The organism is Novosphingobium sp. ST904 (genome assembly GCF_001298105.1).
Classification (GTDB): domain Bacteria; phylum Pseudomonadota; class Alphaproteobacteria; order Sphingomonadales; family Sphingomonadaceae; genus Novosphingobium.
Window position 1 is genome coordinate 25,065 of sequence record NZ_LGJH01000152.1, and the last position, 14,325, is coordinate 39,389.

Annotated in this window: 13 protein-coding genes and 1 pseudogene; 6 read left to right on the plus strand and 8 right to left on the minus strand. The window is 62.4% G+C overall.

Annotated elements, in window-relative coordinates:
• Window positions 1–36 precede the first annotated feature (36 nt).
• Window positions 37–957 carry an acyl-CoA dehydrogenase family protein gene (locus ADT71_RS17045; protein ID WP_054438727.1) on the minus strand — a complete coding sequence of 307 codons (921 nt, stop codon included), beginning with the start codon at window positions 955–957 and terminating at the stop codon, window positions 37–39.
• The gene (locus tag ADT71_RS17050; protein ID WP_054438728.1) at window positions 957–2,102 is read right to left on the minus strand and encodes an acyl-CoA dehydrogenase family protein; all 1,146 of its coding nucleotides are present in this window, start codon (window positions 2,100–2,102) and stop codon (window positions 957–959) included. Before ADT71_RS17050 ends, ADT71_RS17045 begins: the two co-directional genes overlap by 1 nt.
• A 178-nt stretch (window positions 2,103–2,280) precedes the next feature.
• Between ADT71_RS17050 and ADT71_RS33895 the strand changes: the two genes are divergently transcribed.
• Window positions 2,281–2,808 carry a hypothetical protein gene (locus ADT71_RS33895; protein ID WP_132469000.1) on the plus strand — a complete coding sequence of 176 codons (528 nt, stop codon included), beginning with the start codon at window positions 2,281–2,283 and terminating at the stop codon, window positions 2,806–2,808.
• A gap of 5 nt (window positions 2,809–2,813) precedes the next feature.
• Here ADT71_RS33895 and ADT71_RS17060 read toward each other — a convergent pair whose 3' ends face one another.
• Together ADT71_RS17060 and ADT71_RS17065 are read right to left on the minus strand one after the other, a co-directional pair.
• The gene (locus tag ADT71_RS17060; RefSeq protein WP_054438732.1) at window positions 2,814–3,587 is read right to left on the minus strand and encodes an SDR family NAD(P)-dependent oxidoreductase; all 774 of its coding nucleotides are present in this window, start codon (window positions 3,585–3,587) and stop codon (window positions 2,814–2,816) included.
• A complete protein-coding gene (locus ADT71_RS17065; RefSeq protein WP_279388372.1) occupies window positions 3,572–5,335 on the minus strand; it encodes an FAD-dependent oxidoreductase in 1,764 nt (587 codons plus the stop codon). Before ADT71_RS17065 ends, ADT71_RS17060 begins: the two co-directional genes overlap by 16 nt.
• Before the next feature lie 209 nt (window positions 5,336–5,544).
• Here ADT71_RS17065 and ADT71_RS17070 point away from each other — a divergent pair, with 209 nt between their 5' ends.
• The 4 genes from ADT71_RS17070 to ADT71_RS17085 all read left to right on the plus strand — a co-directional run bounded on the left by ADT71_RS17070 (window position 5,545) and on the right by ADT71_RS17085 (window position 9,157).
• Window positions 5,545–5,859: a non-heme iron oxygenase ferredoxin subunit gene (locus ADT71_RS17070; protein ID WP_054438736.1), complete on the plus strand. Its 315-nt coding sequence runs from the start codon at window positions 5,545–5,547 to the stop codon at window positions 5,857–5,859.
• 61 nt (window positions 5,860–5,920) lie between these two features.
• A complete protein-coding gene (locus tag ADT71_RS17075; protein WP_054438739.1) occupies window positions 5,921–7,117 on the plus strand; it encodes an acyl-CoA dehydrogenase family protein in 1,197 nt (398 codons plus the stop codon).
• 1 nt (window position 7,118) lies between these two features.
• A complete protein-coding gene (locus ADT71_RS17080; RefSeq protein WP_054438740.1) occupies window positions 7,119–8,135 on the plus strand; it encodes an acyl-CoA dehydrogenase family protein in 1,017 nt (338 codons plus the stop codon).
• A 77-nt stretch (window positions 8,136–8,212) separates the two neighbouring features.
• The gene (locus ADT71_RS17085; RefSeq protein WP_054438743.1) at window positions 8,213–9,157 is read left to right on the plus strand and encodes a cation diffusion facilitator family transporter; all 945 of its coding nucleotides are present in this window, start codon (window positions 8,213–8,215) and stop codon (window positions 9,155–9,157) included.
• A 130-nt stretch (window positions 9,158–9,287) separates the two neighbouring features.
• On the opposite strand, the gene ADT71_RS17090 is transcribed toward ADT71_RS17085, so the two are convergent.
• Both ADT71_RS17090 and katG read right to left on the minus strand, forming a co-directional pair.
• Window positions 9,288–9,659, minus strand: a complete 372-nt coding sequence (locus tag ADT71_RS17090) for a cytochrome c family protein (protein ID WP_082370417.1) — start codon at window positions 9,657–9,659, stop codon at window positions 9,288–9,290.
• A gap of 108 nt (window positions 9,660–9,767) precedes the next feature.
• Window positions 9,768–12,026 (minus strand): catalase/peroxidase HPI, encoded by a 2,259-nt coding sequence (katG, locus tag ADT71_RS17095; RefSeq protein ID WP_082370418.1) that lies wholly within the window; start codon window positions 12,024–12,026, stop codon window positions 9,768–9,770.
• On the opposite strand from katG, the gene ADT71_RS33900 reads away from it, so the two are divergent.
• On the plus strand, window positions 11,917–12,378 hold the full coding sequence (locus ADT71_RS33900; RefSeq protein ID WP_165913211.1) for a hypothetical protein: 462 nt from the start codon (window positions 11,917–11,919) through the stop codon (window positions 12,376–12,378). The genes katG and ADT71_RS33900 overlap by 110 nt on opposite strands.
• Here ADT71_RS33900 and ADT71_RS17100 read toward each other — a convergent pair.
• Window positions 12,286–13,308: an alpha-ketoacid dehydrogenase subunit beta gene (locus tag ADT71_RS17100; RefSeq protein ID WP_054438747.1), complete on the minus strand. Its 1,023-nt coding sequence runs from the start codon at window positions 13,306–13,308 to the stop codon at window positions 12,286–12,288. The two genes, ADT71_RS33900 and ADT71_RS17100, sit on opposite strands and share 93 nt — an antisense overlap.
• Window positions 13,305–14,301, minus strand: a pseudogene (locus tag ADT71_RS17105) (thiamine pyrophosphate-dependent dehydrogenase E1 component subunit alpha). Before ADT71_RS17105 ends, ADT71_RS17100 begins: the two are co-directional and overlap by 4 nt.
• Between the last annotated feature and the right edge of the window lie 24 nt (window positions 14,302–14,325).

Below are 14,325 nucleotides of genomic sequence, written 5' to 3' on the forward strand. Positions count from 1 at the left end.
CGATATCGCATCGACGGTTACGCCATCGCTGGCAGGCTATGAGCCCCAGAGCGCCTGGGCGGCAGCCATTCCCTGCGCGCCCCGTCCGCCCAGTTCCGCGGTCAGGAGCTTGAGGCGATAGGTCCACAAGTGCAGCGGATGCTCCAGCGTCATGCCCATGCCGCCAAGGAACTGGTGGTAATCGTAACAGACCCGTTTGGCCGCTTCCTGCGCGTGATGAAGCGCCATGGCCGCATCGGCCGCATCACCGCTCGCTGCCGCGCGCATCGCCATCCAGTAGGCGCTGTTGGTCAGCACCTGATCCTCGGCAAGGCGGTGCCGCATCCCCTGGAATGTCGCCAGCGCCCTGCCGAATTGCTTGCGTTCGGACACGTAAGTGACGGTAATCGCCAGCGCTCCGGCCAACAGCCCTGCCGCCTCTGCCGCAATGGCCACGCGCCAGGCACGCATCACATCCGAGACATCTGCATCGTGATGGACCATCGTATCCGGCAGCGCTTTCAGGAATGCTACCGGGTAAGCATAGAGCGTATCCTCCTGCGCCGCGCCGATCATCGCCTCCTCAGCTGTAAAACTGCGCACGCCTGAAGGCCCGACCATCACGACGGTAGCGCCCGGTCGCAGGAAACGCACCGGCCCATGGGTCCGACCTTCCTCGACCATGCAAATCGGACGCGGCAATTCGGGATCGATCAAGGGCCGCACCAACGCGGATACTGCCGCTTCCACCGCGAAGGGCAGGCGCGCCAGCTTCTCCACCACGAGCGCCGCGGTCACGGGGCCGAGTTCCTCCACCGCCATGACGTCCAGGAAGCCGTTCTCCGCGAGGGCTTCGTCCAGTTCATCACTTTCGAGTGCCAGGGACACGTCATGCATCGGCACCGCCTGAAACGGCCGGGCGAGACTGTCGACAAAGTCGAGTACCTGGGTCTGGTCCTCATTGAGGGCAAGCTGCATCAGCGCGGTTCCCGGGGCAGATCCAGCACTTCGCTGGCAATGATGTTAAGCTGGATTTCAGCCGATCCGGCGGCAATGCCCGCAACGATTCCGCGCTGGTGGTGCATCTTGAGATAAGGCGAGGCTCCCGCCAGCCCTTCTGGCAGGAACTCAATCACGAATTCGCAAACCGCCCTTTCGGCCATGACCGTGCCATAGCGCGCGGAACTGGATTCGGCGCCGATCGCGAGGCCATCGACCCGCTTCTGGACGACGGCGTAGTTCGCGGTTCCCGCAGCCTCGCAAAGGGCGGCGCAGCGGGCGGCTTCGATGCGGACGTATTCACGCGCAAACTCGCCCCGTTCTTTCAGCATCGCAACCGCACAGTCGAGCGCGGCACGGGCCAGCGTGAAGCGAGGAATGCCGAGCCGTTCATTACGCAAGGAATAGGCGATGATTTCCCAGGCCTGCCCTTCATCTCCGAAACGCGCGGTTTCAGGGACCGTGACATCGTCGAAGAAGACCTCGTGGATATCGCCCTCACCAATCAGCGATGGAATCTGGCGTACCGTGATACCTGGTGTGTCCATGGGCACGAGGATGATCGTGATGCCCTTCTTCCTGTCGTCACTGGTGCGCGTCAGCAGGAAGCAGGTGTCGGCAAGGCCGGCATAGGATGTCCAGATCTTCTGGCCATTGATAACGTACCGCCCCTCGGTGCGAACTGCACGCGTCCGCAAGGCGGCGAGATCGGAACCGGCGTCAGGCTCCGAAAATCCCTGGCACCACAGCGATTCCCCGCGCGTGATGGGCTCGAGATAACGGGCTTTCTGCTCGGCAGTGCCATACTTTTCGAGCGTAGGGCCGATCCAGTTCACGTTCATGTACTGTCCGCCGCGCGGTTCTCCCGCAATCCACATTTCCTCGGCGAGGATCTGCTGCTCCCACGGACCAAGCCCTTCTCCGCCCATTTCGCGGGGCCAGTGCGGGAACAGAATGCCGGCCTCGGCCAGCTTCACGCAGAATTCGCGCGCGAACGCCGTCAGCGCCGGCGATGCGGGGCCATGCTCGGAGAACTTCTCCCAGTTTTCAGGGAGATTGGCGTGGAGGAAGTCCCGGATCTTGTGCCGGAAGGCGTCCTGTTCCTCGGTCCATTCGAACTGCATGGCATCCTTCCCTGTTCTCCTCCCGGCGTTACCCAGCGTACTTCCCGCCCACAAGGCTGGGCCCAACGCCCCGGCGAAAACCGCAATCCGTCGGTTCCGGTTGACCGCGGCGGCATACCGGGAGCAACATGGAGCCACGGGGCAGTTGGGCCAGCAGGGCCGAACAAGGGAAATCGCCATGCCCAGATTACATGCCTTCGCCTTGCTCACAGCAGCGCTTGCACTCGTCCCTCCAGCAAGCGCGCAGCCCGGGAGCTATCCGACGGACGGGTGGCCGAAGGACGTGAAAGCTACCGCTCTCACCAGCGCCCAGATCGACCCTCTGATGCGCGCGGCAGGTTATACGAAGTCCGGCAACGCCTGGCGCGGGTGCGGCGGTTCAACAAGCGTCACCCGCGAAGCGGTCGAACTGCGCGACCTCAATGGCGACGGCCGCCCCGAGGCGCTCGTCGTTGCCGATGGCACGGAATGTTTCGGAGCGGCAGGCACCGGCTTCCAGCTTCTGCGCCCGGTACCCGGAGGCTGGAAAATCATGACCGACCAGACCGGCGTCGCCACTTTCCTGACCACCCGCGGAGCGGACGGCTATCCCGATCTTGAGATCGGCGGTCCCGGCTTCTGCTTCCCGGTCGCGCGCTGGATCGGCACCGAATATCGCGTGGTACGGTTTGCTTACGAAGGCAAGGCCTGCAAACCTCCTGGCTGACCCCCCTATTGCCGTACTGCGCCGATCGCTGCCGGCGAAAGATAGCGCGTAGTCGAGATGCCTCCATCCACGGCAATAGTCTGGCCATTGACGAAACCCGCCGCGTCGGAGGCAAGGAAGGCGACCATGTTGCCGATGTCGGCAGCAGTACAGTCTCGCTGGAGCGGGGTCAGTTCATGATTGGTGCGCCGGAAGAAGTCGAGATTCCAGAAGGCATCGGTCATCTCCGTCCGCACCACTGTTGGCGCCACGTAGTTTGAACGAATTCCGCGTGGCCCATATTCGGCTGCCATGGTTTGCATAAGGCCGATCTGCCCTGCCTTTACCGTAGAATAGGCTCCCCCGCCCGGCGTGCCATACAGCCCCCAGGTGGACCCGATGAAGAGGATGGAGCTTCCCTCCCCCATGATGGCCAGAGCCTCGCGGCAAAGCCGGAAAGGCGCGCGAAGCGAGATCCCCAGAACTTCATCGAGCATCTCGTCCGTCGTCTTATCGACCGGCCCGAAGTTGAACGATCCGGCATTGTTCACCAGCACATCCAGCCGGCCGAACTTCTCCACCGCTGCATCGACGATGAGGCGCGGGGCCTCGCTCGAAGTGGCATCGATGGCGACGAAATCGAACTCCACCGTGCCTGCGAGCGCATCCTTGAGCGCCAGGAGCTTGCCTGCGTTACGCCCCGTGCCAAGAACGCTTATGCCCTGTTCTCCGAGCGCGCGCACGATGGCCTCCCCGATGCCGCCTGCTGCCCCGGTGACGATTGCTACCCTGCCTTGCATTCCGATCGCTCCCCTTCGCAAGATGAACCGGATGCCTTGCGCAGATTGTCCGCACGCTCCGCAATGTCGTTCGCGGCGACGTAGCCGAAGGTCATCGCCGGCCCGATGGTCGCCCCTGCCCCCGGATAGGTATCGCCAAACGGCGTCCCCGAATTGTTGCCGGCGGCGTAGAGTCCCGCGATCGGCAGCCCCGCACCATCCAGAACGCGGGCCCGCGCATCGCATCGCAGCCCCCCCTTGGTGCCGAGATCACCATTGTTGATAGGCACTGCGTAGAACGGTGCCTTGTCGATAGAGCCGATGTTGGGATTGGGCTGGGACACAGCATCGCCGAACATCCGGTCGTAGGCGTTCATCCCGCGTCCGAATTCCGGATCGACACCGGTCTTCGCATAAACGTTCATCCGGGCAATCGTGTCCTGCACCGCGGTTACAGGGAGGCCGATCTTGTGACAGAGCTGCTCGATGTTATCGGCACGGAAGACGTAGTGGTCCCACCAATCCGCCGGAACCTTGTGCTCGGCCGTGTGGACCGTGGGCATCAGACCGCCCGCGCTGAACTTGCGCCGAAACTTGGAGTCGAAAATCAGCCAGCACGGGCAATTCGCCCCGCTTTCAAGCTGATCGCGCACCATGGCCTGCCCGAACTGGTCGTATCCGCAAGCTTCGTCAACGAAACGGACGCCGTTACGATTGACGACCACACTCCACGGTCGTCCCACGTCGAAGGCTGCCTGATGGATTTCGTGGAAGTTGGAAGCCCCCTTCATCGGCAGGGTCATGGTCGGTATCCACCAGCCCTGTTCGGTATGCTCCGTCGAAGCGCCGACAGCTTCGGCGGCGATCAGTGCTTCGCCGCGATTTCCGTCTTCCGGGGTGGACGAATGACGCGTCAGCCCGGGGACCGGATAGAAACGGTCTCGCAGCGTCTGGTTCCATTCGAATCCGCCGGCCGCCAGCACCACTCCGTATCGTGCCTGGACCGGATAGCGCCGCCCGAAACAGGAAAGCTCAACGCCCGTCACCCCGCCGCTTTTATCGATGATGAGGCTTTCAAGGCTCGTTTCGAGGCGCAATTCCACACCGCGCGCGAAGACCTGCTCGTAAGTCGCCCCCATCAGCGCCGCACCCTGAGTGAACCGGCGGTCCCTGTGCGAAACCTGGCGGGTGCCCCGGTCCAGCCAATAGCGCCCGATCATCTTGCCAGCGACCCGGCGCCAGCCCTTCGACTGCATCATGAGTGCGAAAGTCTCGGTAAGGTCCATCGCATATCGACCGAACAGCTTGAAGCGGTTGTACTGCTCCCTCATCAAGGCGTAGCGACCGTCGCCGAGCCGCCGTCCGTCGAAAGTCGGCACGATCACCGAACGATCCGCGCGTGCGCCGGGCCTGTCCGGAAAATAATCCGGCCAGGCCGCGGCCATCAGGTCGACGCCTGTACTCCTGAGATATCGGAGCATCTCCGGCGCCTCGTCCACGTAGGCTTCCAGCCTTTCGCGATTGACCGGCACCCCGATCGTCGCCCCCAGATATTCCAGGGCTGCCTCGCGGCTGTCGCCATGCGCACCGTCAAGCCCATGATTGGGTATCCACATGACACCGCCGGATGCGGCCGACGTGCCGCCGAACTTGTGCGCCTTTTCGACGATCAGCACCTTCATGCCGTTGTCGGCACTGCGCAGCGCAGCCATTGCTCCCGCCGCTCCCGATCCGACCACTACGACATCGAAGCCTTCACCCCACGCCACCTGCATTTCTCCCGCCGCTTTCTGTTCTTATCGCCCGAACGCGATCCAGGCCCTGCACCCCGCCTTATCGCGTCGGCGGCTTGCCCGAGAAATGACCGCCAAGGTACAGCGAGTTGCTTGGCCCTGCTTTGCCTGTCCGTGCCCTTGCCTCGCATCGGCAGGACAAGCACGTGGCGAACTGAAAAACGATACCAGACACTGGGAAAACGATGACCGAAAAGAGCTTTGTCGCCGTGGCGAAAGTCGAAGACGTACCTCCCGGCGGAAAGCTGGTGGTCGAAGTGAACGGCGTCAGTGTGATCCTGTGCAACACGCTCGATCGGGTGTTCGCGGTCCGGAACCTGTGCAGCCATGCCTACGAGACGCTCGAATGCGGCCGACTGCGCAATGGCTGGATCTCCTGCCCGGTTCACGGTGCGCGCTTCGATCTCGAAACCGGCGACCCGATCAATCCACCCGCGACGATGCCGATCCAGACTTACGAGGTCCGCATCGTGGGGGATACGATAGAAGTGCTTGCCTGATATCGCACGAGCGGGATGCCCCCGTCTGGACGCCCGGCGGCACGCTGGGCAAGGAACGGACATGAGCGAAACACCCGATCTCGACCAACTCGACCTCGAAGGACTCCGGGCCGAAGTCCGCGCCTTCCTCGCTGCCGACGCGCCATCCGGTTGGCGAGAGGCCAGCGCCACGCAGGAAGATTTCGTCCGCACCCAGCGTGACTGGTTCGGGAAACTGGTAAAGGCCGGCTATGCGATCCCGCATTGGCCCGCCGCGTTTCCGGGCGGCGGGCGCTCGCTTTCAGAACAGAAGGTCATTTACGAGGAACTGGCTCGCGCGGATTGTCCGCGCCTGCTGCTTTCCTTCGTATCGACGTACCACGCTTTCGCCACTCTGCACGAATGCGGCAGCGCCGAGCAGCAGGCCAGGTATCTTCCACGAATCCTTGAAGGCGAGACATGGTGTCAGGGCTTCTCCGAGCCCGGAGCCGGGTCGGATCTCGCCGCGATCAAGACACGCGCCGAACGCAAGGGCGACGTCTACGTGGTCAATGGCCAGAAAGTCTGGTCGACGATGGCCCAGTTCGCTGACAAGTGCCTGTTGCTTGTCCGTACCTCATCGGATGGTCCCAAGCAGGCTGGCATCACATACCTGCTGATGGACATGAAAATGCCCGGCGTCTCGGTTCGGCCGATCCACCAGATCCAAGGCGACGAGGAATTTGCCGAGATCTTCCTCGACAACGTGGAAATCCCTGTGTCGGAACGCGTGGGGGAAGAAGGCAAGGGTTGGGCCGTGGCGCAGGCCACGCTGGCTTCCGAACGGGGCCTTACGCTGATGGAACTGTCCTACCGGATGCGCGGTGCGCTTTCGCGCGTTGCCCGCCTCATCCGCGATCACAGCCACGAAGACGATCGCGGCATCCTGCGCGATTTCGGCGCGCTGGTGACGCAAGTGGATGCCGTCTGCGCCTTAGCGGACCAGTTTCTCGACAACCGCATCAACGGGATCGAGCGCATGGGCGACGCATCCATCGTCAAAAACGCCTACTCGCGGGCTCTGAGGGCCTATTCGCTGCTGGGCCTGCGCCTTGGCGGTATCGAGGAACAGTACATCGCGCCGATCACCTTCGGAGATCTCAACACCGGCAACTGGATGGCGGATTACATGAACTCGTTCGCCTGGACCATCGCCGGCGGCAGCGAGGAAGTGCAACGCAACATCATCGCCGAACGCATGCTCGACATGCCGCGTGAACCCAAGGGATGGGTGGCCTGACATGATCGAACTGAACGAACTGACCGATGCCGCCCAGAAGGCCTTCCCGGCGGACAAGCTCTCTCCCGAACGTGACGAGAGCTGGAATCTGGCAGCCGAAATGGGCTGGCTCATGGTGCGCCTGCCCGAGGATGACGGCGGGCTTGGTCTCGGCCGTGAAGCTTCGACGGCGCTCCACCTCGAAATGGGCCGCATTCTGGCTGCCATGCCGCTCATTCCCGCTCAACTGGGCCTTCAGGCCGTGGCTGCGAGTGAGAGCTTCGAAGATCGTACCGAATGGCTAGAGCGGTTGTCCTCCGGGGATTATGCCCCCCTGAACATGCTTCCCGCACGCCTCGTGCAAAACCCCGACGGCACCGTATCCGGCACGATCAGCGGGGTCTTCGAGGCCGACATGGCAGTGGCCGTGGTGGTACGACTGCCAAATGGCTATGCGCTGGTCCCGCTCGACGCGCAGGGGGTCAGCCGGGTCGAACGCCCGATCTGGGATCCCGGCAGGCGGATTTTCGATGTGGTACTGGAAAGCTATTCGCCAGCATCCTCGCTCATACTCACCGATGCCGATACGGCCAGTTCGCTGCATGACCTGCTTTCCGCCGAAGCGCAGATCGCACTCGCGGCGGATTGCCTCGGAGGCGCCAATGCCGTGCTCGACATGACTGTCGAGTACATGAAGATGCGGCGCCAGTTCGACCGACCGATCGCCATGTTCCAGGCCCTCAAGCACCGTGCCGCCGACATGAAGACCAGGATCGTCCTTGCCGAAGCACTGCTTCGCAGCCGGGTGCGCGATGAACATGCCAGCGTAACCGACCTTGCTTCGGCGAAATCTCTGGCGGTCGAGGCCTATCGTTTCGTGACCGAGGAATCGATCCAGCTCCACGGCGGAATTGGCCTCACAGAGGAGCATCAGTGCCATCTCTTCATGAAGCGCGCGATGCTCAACGCGCAGCTTTGCGGTTCCACGGACTTGTGGAACGAGCGGCGCGGCAGGACTGCATTCGCCCAGCTGTCCTGAAAAAGCCCAGCCGGGGGAAACGTTCGCAGGCGTGAACCGTTGGTCCTTCTGGAATTCCCGAAGGACCCAGCCCCACGATGACCGAGCCGCATGGCGTCGCCGCCCACATCAAGCAGAACGTGGTGCTTTACGGCGCATTGGCCGCAAATCTCGGGATCGCTGTCGCCAAGTTCGCGGCGGCGGCGATCAGTGGCTCGTCTTCGATGCTTACCGAAGGCGTCCATTCGTTGGTGGACAGCGGCAACCAGGTCCTGCTTCTCTATGGCCAGAAGCGCGCCAGCCGCAAAGCCGATGCATCGCACCCCTTCGGTTACGGGCGAGAGCTCTATTTCTGGGCGTTCGTGGTCGCCATCCTGATCTTCGCGGTCGGCGCGGGCGTCTCGATCTACGAGGGCCTGCTGCATATTCAGACCCCGAACCCTATCGAAGACCCCAGCCTCAATTACCTCGTCCTCGGCATAGCGTTCGCAATGGAAGGGGCGTCATGGGCGATTGCCGTTCGCGAGTTCAACCGCAGCCGCGGTGAGCAGACATGGTGGCAGGCGATCCACCGCAGCAAGGACCCTCCGGGATTCATCGTATTGTTCGAGGACAGCGCCGCACTGATAGGCCTCATCATCGCAGCGCTGGGCGTCTGGGCCAGCGTCCATTTCCAGGATGCGCGGATCGACGGCATTGCCTCGGTCATGATCGGTCTGGTTCTGGCCGGGGTCGCCGTGCTGCTTGCCCGCGAATCCAAGGGCCTGCTGATCGGCGAAGCAGCGGACCCGCATCTGATCGGCAGACTACGGGCAGTGCTGGACGGGCACGACCGGATCGACGCCGTGAACCACATCCGCACCATCCACACGAGCCCTCAGGCAATCTTCGTCGCCATCAGCGCAGACTTCGCCGACGATCTGCGAATGGGCGAAGCGGAAACCCTGATCGAGAAACTGGAGTGCCAGATGAAGGCCCTCTCCCCCTGGATCACTTCGATCTACATCCGTCCCGAAAAGCGCGCCGATGCCATGGTCTGGTAAACCGGATCGGCGCGGGATTCCGAATAGGGATGATATCGGCGCCCTTCTGCAGCGGCTTAAAGCACACTGATCCGCGCTGCCGAGCAGCAGGCTCCATTCCCTGCGGCGAGCCAAATGGCATCCATTCCCGCTACTTCAGCGTGAACAGATAATCGACCACCTGTTTGCGCTTGGCGTGGTCAGGAATGCCTGCGAACGACATTTTCGTACCGGGCACCAGCTTCTGCGGCGAGGCAAGCCAGCTGTCGAGAGTGGTGCGATCCCAGGTCAGCCGCGAACCCCTTAGTGCGGCACTGAAGGCGTAATCGGACTGGCTCGCCGCCTTGCGCCCCGCCACGCCGTGCAGGTTCGGGCCATAGGAGGTCTTGCCCGCTTCGGTCGCGTGGCAGACCGCGCAATTGGCAAAGGCCGCCGGGCGCGGCGCGGCGTTTTCGGCAGAGCCGGGAACGGCCATCACGGCAGCGGCCAGAACCGCGAGCGGCACCGCGGACAGGGACATCATCTTCACGAAAAAAATCAATCCAATTCACAGGACTGGCGCCCCTTATCTGCGGATAAGGCGGCAAGCCAGGACAAAGGCGCGCCGTATCACCGGCGCCGCCTCAAGGCATCAGAACCTGTCCAGGTTCATTACCTTGCCCCAAGCCGTCACGAAGTCGTTCACGAACATCTGCTGTGCGTCGTCGGAAGCGTAAGCCTCGGACACGGCGCGCAGTTCGGAATTCGATCCGAACACAAGATCGACGGGGCTGGCCGTCCACAGCAGCTTGCCGCTGGTCCTGTCATAGCCCTCGTAGACGCCCGAAGCCTTGGCGGACTTCTGCCACTTCGTGCCCATGTCGAGCAGGTTGACGAAGAAATCGTTGGACAGCGTACCCGGCTTCGCCGTCAACACACCATTCGGCGAATGACCGGCGTTCGCATCCAGCGCGCGCATGCCTCCTACCAGAACGGCCATCTGCGGCACCGTCAACTCAAGCTGGTTGGCCTTGTCGACAAGCATCACTGCCGGTGAATGTTCGCTGTCCGCTCCATAGTAGTTGCGGAAACCGTCGGCGCGAGGACGCAGGTAATCATAGGACTTCACGTCGGTCTGCGTCTGTGACGCATCGACACGCCCCGGCGTGAACAGCACCGCCACGTTGTATCCCGCCTTCGCTGCAGCCTGTTCGACTGCGGCATTACCGCCCAGCACGATCAGGTCTGCCATCGAGACCTGCCTGCCCTCCTTGGCCGAGGCGTTGAATTCGTTTCGGACGCGTTCAAGCCTGGCCAGCACTTTCGCCAACTCGGCCGGATCGTTGACCGCCCATCCCTTCGCGGGATCGAGGCGCAAGCGCCCTCCGTTAGGCCCTCCGCGCATGTCGGTACCGCGGAACGTCGCCGCCGAAGCCCAGGCCGCCTTGACCAGTTCACGCGGGACGATACCCGAAGCAAGGATCTTGGCCTTGAGAGCCGCAACATCCGTTGAATCGATCGCGGTATAGCCAGCCATTGGCAGCGGGTCCTGCCACGCAAAGCTTTCCTGCGGAGCTTCAGCCCCCAGATAACGTGCCGACGGCCCCATATCGCGGTGTGTCAGCTTGAACCATGCGCGGGCGAAAGCCTGTGCGAACAGTTCAGGATTTTCGCGCCAACGCGTGGTGATTGCGCGAAAACCCGGATCTTCCTTCATCGCAATGTCGGTCGTGAACATGATCGGCGCATGGCGAACGTCCGGCCGGTGCGCATCAGGTACGAGCTGACCGGCGCTTGCATCGCTCGGTATCCATTGCGTGGCGCCTGCCGGGCTCTTGGTCTTCACCCAATCGAATCCGTAGAGATTGTCGAGATACTGCGTCGTGAACTTCACGGGATCGACGGACCAGGCACCTTCAAGCCCGCTGGTGACGGTATCCTCGGCATTGCCCTTGCCGCATTTGTTGGCCCAGCCAAGTCCTTGCTGCTCGACCGGGGCGCCTGACGGATCGGCGCCAACGCATTCCTGCGGATTGTGTGCGCCATGTGCCTTGCCGAAGGTATGCCCGCCTGCAATCAGCGCTGCGGTTTCCTCGTCATCCATGGCCATGCGGCCAAAGGCGAGCCGAATGTCAGCCGCCGCCGCAAGCGGATCGGAATTGCCGTTAGGCCCTTCGGGATTGACATAGATGAGCCCCATCTGCGTCGCGGCGAGTGGCCCCTTCAGCCCTCCCTTGCCGTCCCTGCGCTCATCGCCGAGCCATTTGCGCTCGAGGCCCCAGAACACGATGTCGGGCTCCCAACTGTCCACCCGGCCGCCGGCGAAACCCAGGGTCTTGAAGCCCATATCTTCGAGCGCAACGTTACCTGTCAGGACCATGAGATCGCCCCAGGAAATCTTGCGCCCGTACTTCTGCTTGATGGGCCAGATGAGGCGCCGGGCCTTGTCGAGGCTGACATTGTCGGGCCAGGCATTGAGCGGATCGAAACACTGCTCGCCGCCTGCACCACCTCCGCGACCGTCGCCAACACGATAAGTGCCCGCACTGTGCCAGGCCATGCGGATGAAGAAGGGGCCGTAATGGCCATAATCGGCCGGCCACCAGGCCTGCGAGGTCGTCAGCGTCTTGCGGATTTCTGCCTTGACGGCATCAAGGTCCAACGATGCGAATTCCCGGGCATAGTCGAAATCGGAACCATAAGGGTTCGAAGCCAGGTCATGCTGGCGGAGCGGTGAAAGATCGAGCCGATCCGGCCACCAGTCCTTGTTGGACATAGGCCTCGCTCCCTCGGCGGTCACGGTGGGGGAAGAAGATGCCTTGGCCGTTTCCTCTGCATGCACGGTTCCACAAGTCAGAGGAAATGCAGCCATGGCGAGCAATGCGCTTAGCCTAGTCGGTATTCTGGTCATGGGTTTCTCCACCTGCTTGATCGAACGCGGTTGGAGACCCCGGATAGTGGCGTGGCCGATTTCGAAAAAACCGGACAATTCAATTATTGTGATCGCTATTGACGATGAAAAAATAGTTCAACGCAAACGCGAAACGAAGAAGCGACCGTTTTCTGCCGCATTTTTCACAATGCGGCAGATCTCGAGCCGCAGCGCAGCAAAAAAAGGCCCCCGCATTTCTGCAGAGGCCCTTCCGTTTCAGTCAATTCTATTTTCGCGCTCAGCTCATCGCAATGAGGCGCTGAGCCTCGGCAACGATTTCCGGCGGCTGTACGAGGAAGGCGTCTTCCAGCTTCTTGGCGAAAGGCACTGAACAATAGGGCGCACCAAGTCGGCCGACTGGAGCCTTCAGTTTGCCGAACAGGGTTTCCTGCACGGTCGCGGCAATTTCCGCACCGGGACCGAAGTTGCGGCCGGCTTCGTGAACCACGAGCAGGCGGCCGGTCTTCTCGGCTGAGGCCAGCACGGTTTCCTTGTCCCACGGCGAAATCGTGCGCAAGTCGATCACTTCGACAGACACGCCCGCCTTGGTCAGTTCCTCATAGGCCTGCATGACGGTGAACATCATCTGGCCATAGGACACGATGGTGATATCACTGCCCGGCGCAACGACGTTAGCCTTGCCCAGCGGGATCGGGCCCTGATTGACCGGCACGTCCATCGGCACGAACAGCGTCTTGCCGCTTTCGACGATGATGACCGGGTCCGGATCCTGGATGGCCGAAAGGTAGAGGCCCTTGAAGTCTGCCGGGGTCCAGGGGATCACCACCTTGATGCCGGCAGTGTGGCAGAACCAAGCCTCGTAGAAGTCGGCGTGCTGGCCCGCGGTCTGGTTGCCCGCGCCGGTCAGCGTGCGGATCACCATCGGCACCTGGCTCTGCCCGCCCGACATGAAACGCAGCTTGGCCGCATGGTTCACGATCATGTCCATGGCCACGGTCGTGAAATTCATCAGCATGATTTCGGCAACGGGCTTGTAACCGCCCATGGCCGCACCGATGGCCGCACCGATGATCGCCTGTTCCGAGATCGGCGTGGAGCGCACGCGCATCGTGCCGAACTTCGTCGAAAGACCGCGCGTGACGCCGACAACGCCGCCGCCTTCGTTGTCCGCAATGTCCTCGCCCAGCACGAGAACCTTGGGATCGGCCTCCATCGCTTCCATCAGCGCGGCATTGATCGCCTGAAGGCCGTTCATCTTCACCGTTTCCACGGCAGGGGCTTCGAGAGTTTCAGTGCTCATGCCGGAATCTCCTCGGCAAAGACGTCGCGGCGCAGTTCATCGTCGGACGGGTATTCGCAGGCCATCGCGAATTCGATGGCGTCGTTCACTTCGGCTTCGATCTTCGCGGTGAGCGCGTCGAGTTCCTCGGCCGTCGCCACGCCATCGTCGATCAGCTTCTGGCGGTAGATCGGCAGCGGGTCCCTGGCAATCGCCTCGGCCTTCTCTTCCTTGGTCATGTAGCCGTCGGCATCGCCGAAGACGTGGCCCATGAAGCGGAAGGTCTTGCATTCAAGAAGCGTCGGCCCCTCGCCCGCGCGGGCACGCTCGATCGCGGCATGGCGTGAGCGTAGACGTCGACCGGGTCGTTGCCGTCCACGGTGTAGCCCGGCATGCCGTAACCGATCGCGCGCTTCGAGATCAGATCGACGGAAGTGCCGTTCTCATAGCGAGTATGCTCGGCAAAGCCGTTGTTCTGGCAGACGAAGATAACCGGCAGCTTCCAAACGGATGCCAGGTTCAACGCTTCGTGGAACGCGCCGATGTTGCTGGCGCCGTCACCGAAGTAGGCGACCGTGACTTGCTTGGTCCCATCCAGCAGTGCCGCCCAGCCAAAGCCATTGGCGATCGGCATGGACGAACCGACGATGCCGGTAGTGACCATCACACCTGTTTCCGGGTGAGTGAGATGCATCGGGCCGCCCTTGCCCTTGCAGGTACCGTCGACACGGCCGCAGATCTCGGCCCAGAGCGGGCGGAGCGGCATGTCCTTGGCGACCATGTCGTGGATGCCGCGATAGATCGTGCAGATCTTGTCGTCGTCGTTCAGCAGCACCGAGATGGCCGAAGGAATGCATTCTGCCCGCGCGCCGAATAGTACGGCGCAGTGATGCGGCCGCGACGGATCTGGGTGCGGGTGGCGTCGTCGTTACGCTCGATCCGGATCATCCGGCGATAGATGTCGAGCTGGGTCTTGGCGTCGGGCTTGGCCCGGTTCTCCAGTGTCTGGCTCATGGGTCCTCTCTAGGTCAGCCCCTC

What these genes read in the sequence shown, in the direction of transcription:
- ADT71_RS33895 (WP_132469000.1), top strand. Translation starts at nt 2,281, where the DNA reads ATGCCCAGATTACATGCCTTCGCCTTGCTCACAGCAGCGCTTGCACTC.
- ADT71_RS17050 (WP_054438728.1), bottom strand. Translation starts at nt 2,102, where the DNA reads ATGCAGTTCGAATGGACCGAGGAACAGGACGCCTTCCGGCACAAGATC.
- ADT71_RS17090 (WP_082370417.1), bottom strand. Translation starts at nt 9,659, where the DNA reads ATGATGTCCCTGTCCGCGGTGCCGCTCGCGGTTCTGGCCGCTGCCGTG.
- ADT71_RS17070 (WP_054438736.1), top strand. Translation starts at nt 5,545, where the DNA reads ATGACCGAAAAGAGCTTTGTCGCCGTGGCGAAAGTCGAAGACGTACCT.
- ADT71_RS17085 (WP_054438743.1), top strand. Translation starts at nt 8,213, where the DNA reads ATGACCGAGCCGCATGGCGTCGCCGCCCACATCAAGCAGAACGTGGTG.
- ADT71_RS17075 (WP_054438739.1), top strand. Translation starts at nt 5,921, where the DNA reads ATGAGCGAAACACCCGATCTCGACCAACTCGACCTCGAAGGACTCCGG.
- ADT71_RS17060 (WP_054438732.1), bottom strand. Translation starts at nt 3,587, where the DNA reads ATGCAAGGCAGGGTAGCAATCGTCACCGGGGCAGCAGGCGGCATCGGG.
- katG (WP_082370418.1), bottom strand. Translation starts at nt 12,026, where the DNA reads ATGACCAGAATACCGACTAGGCTAAGCGCATTGCTCGCCATGGCTGCA.
- ADT71_RS17100 (WP_054438747.1), bottom strand. Translation starts at nt 13,308, where the DNA reads ATGAGCACTGAAACTCTCGAAGCCCCTGCCGTGGAAACGGTGAAGATG.
- ADT71_RS17045 (WP_054438727.1), bottom strand. Translation starts at nt 957, where the DNA reads ATGCAGCTTGCCCTCAATGAGGACCAGACCCAGGTACTCGACTTTGTC.
- ADT71_RS17080 (WP_054438740.1), top strand. Translation starts at nt 7,119, where the DNA reads ATGATCGAACTGAACGAACTGACCGATGCCGCCCAGAAGGCCTTCCCG.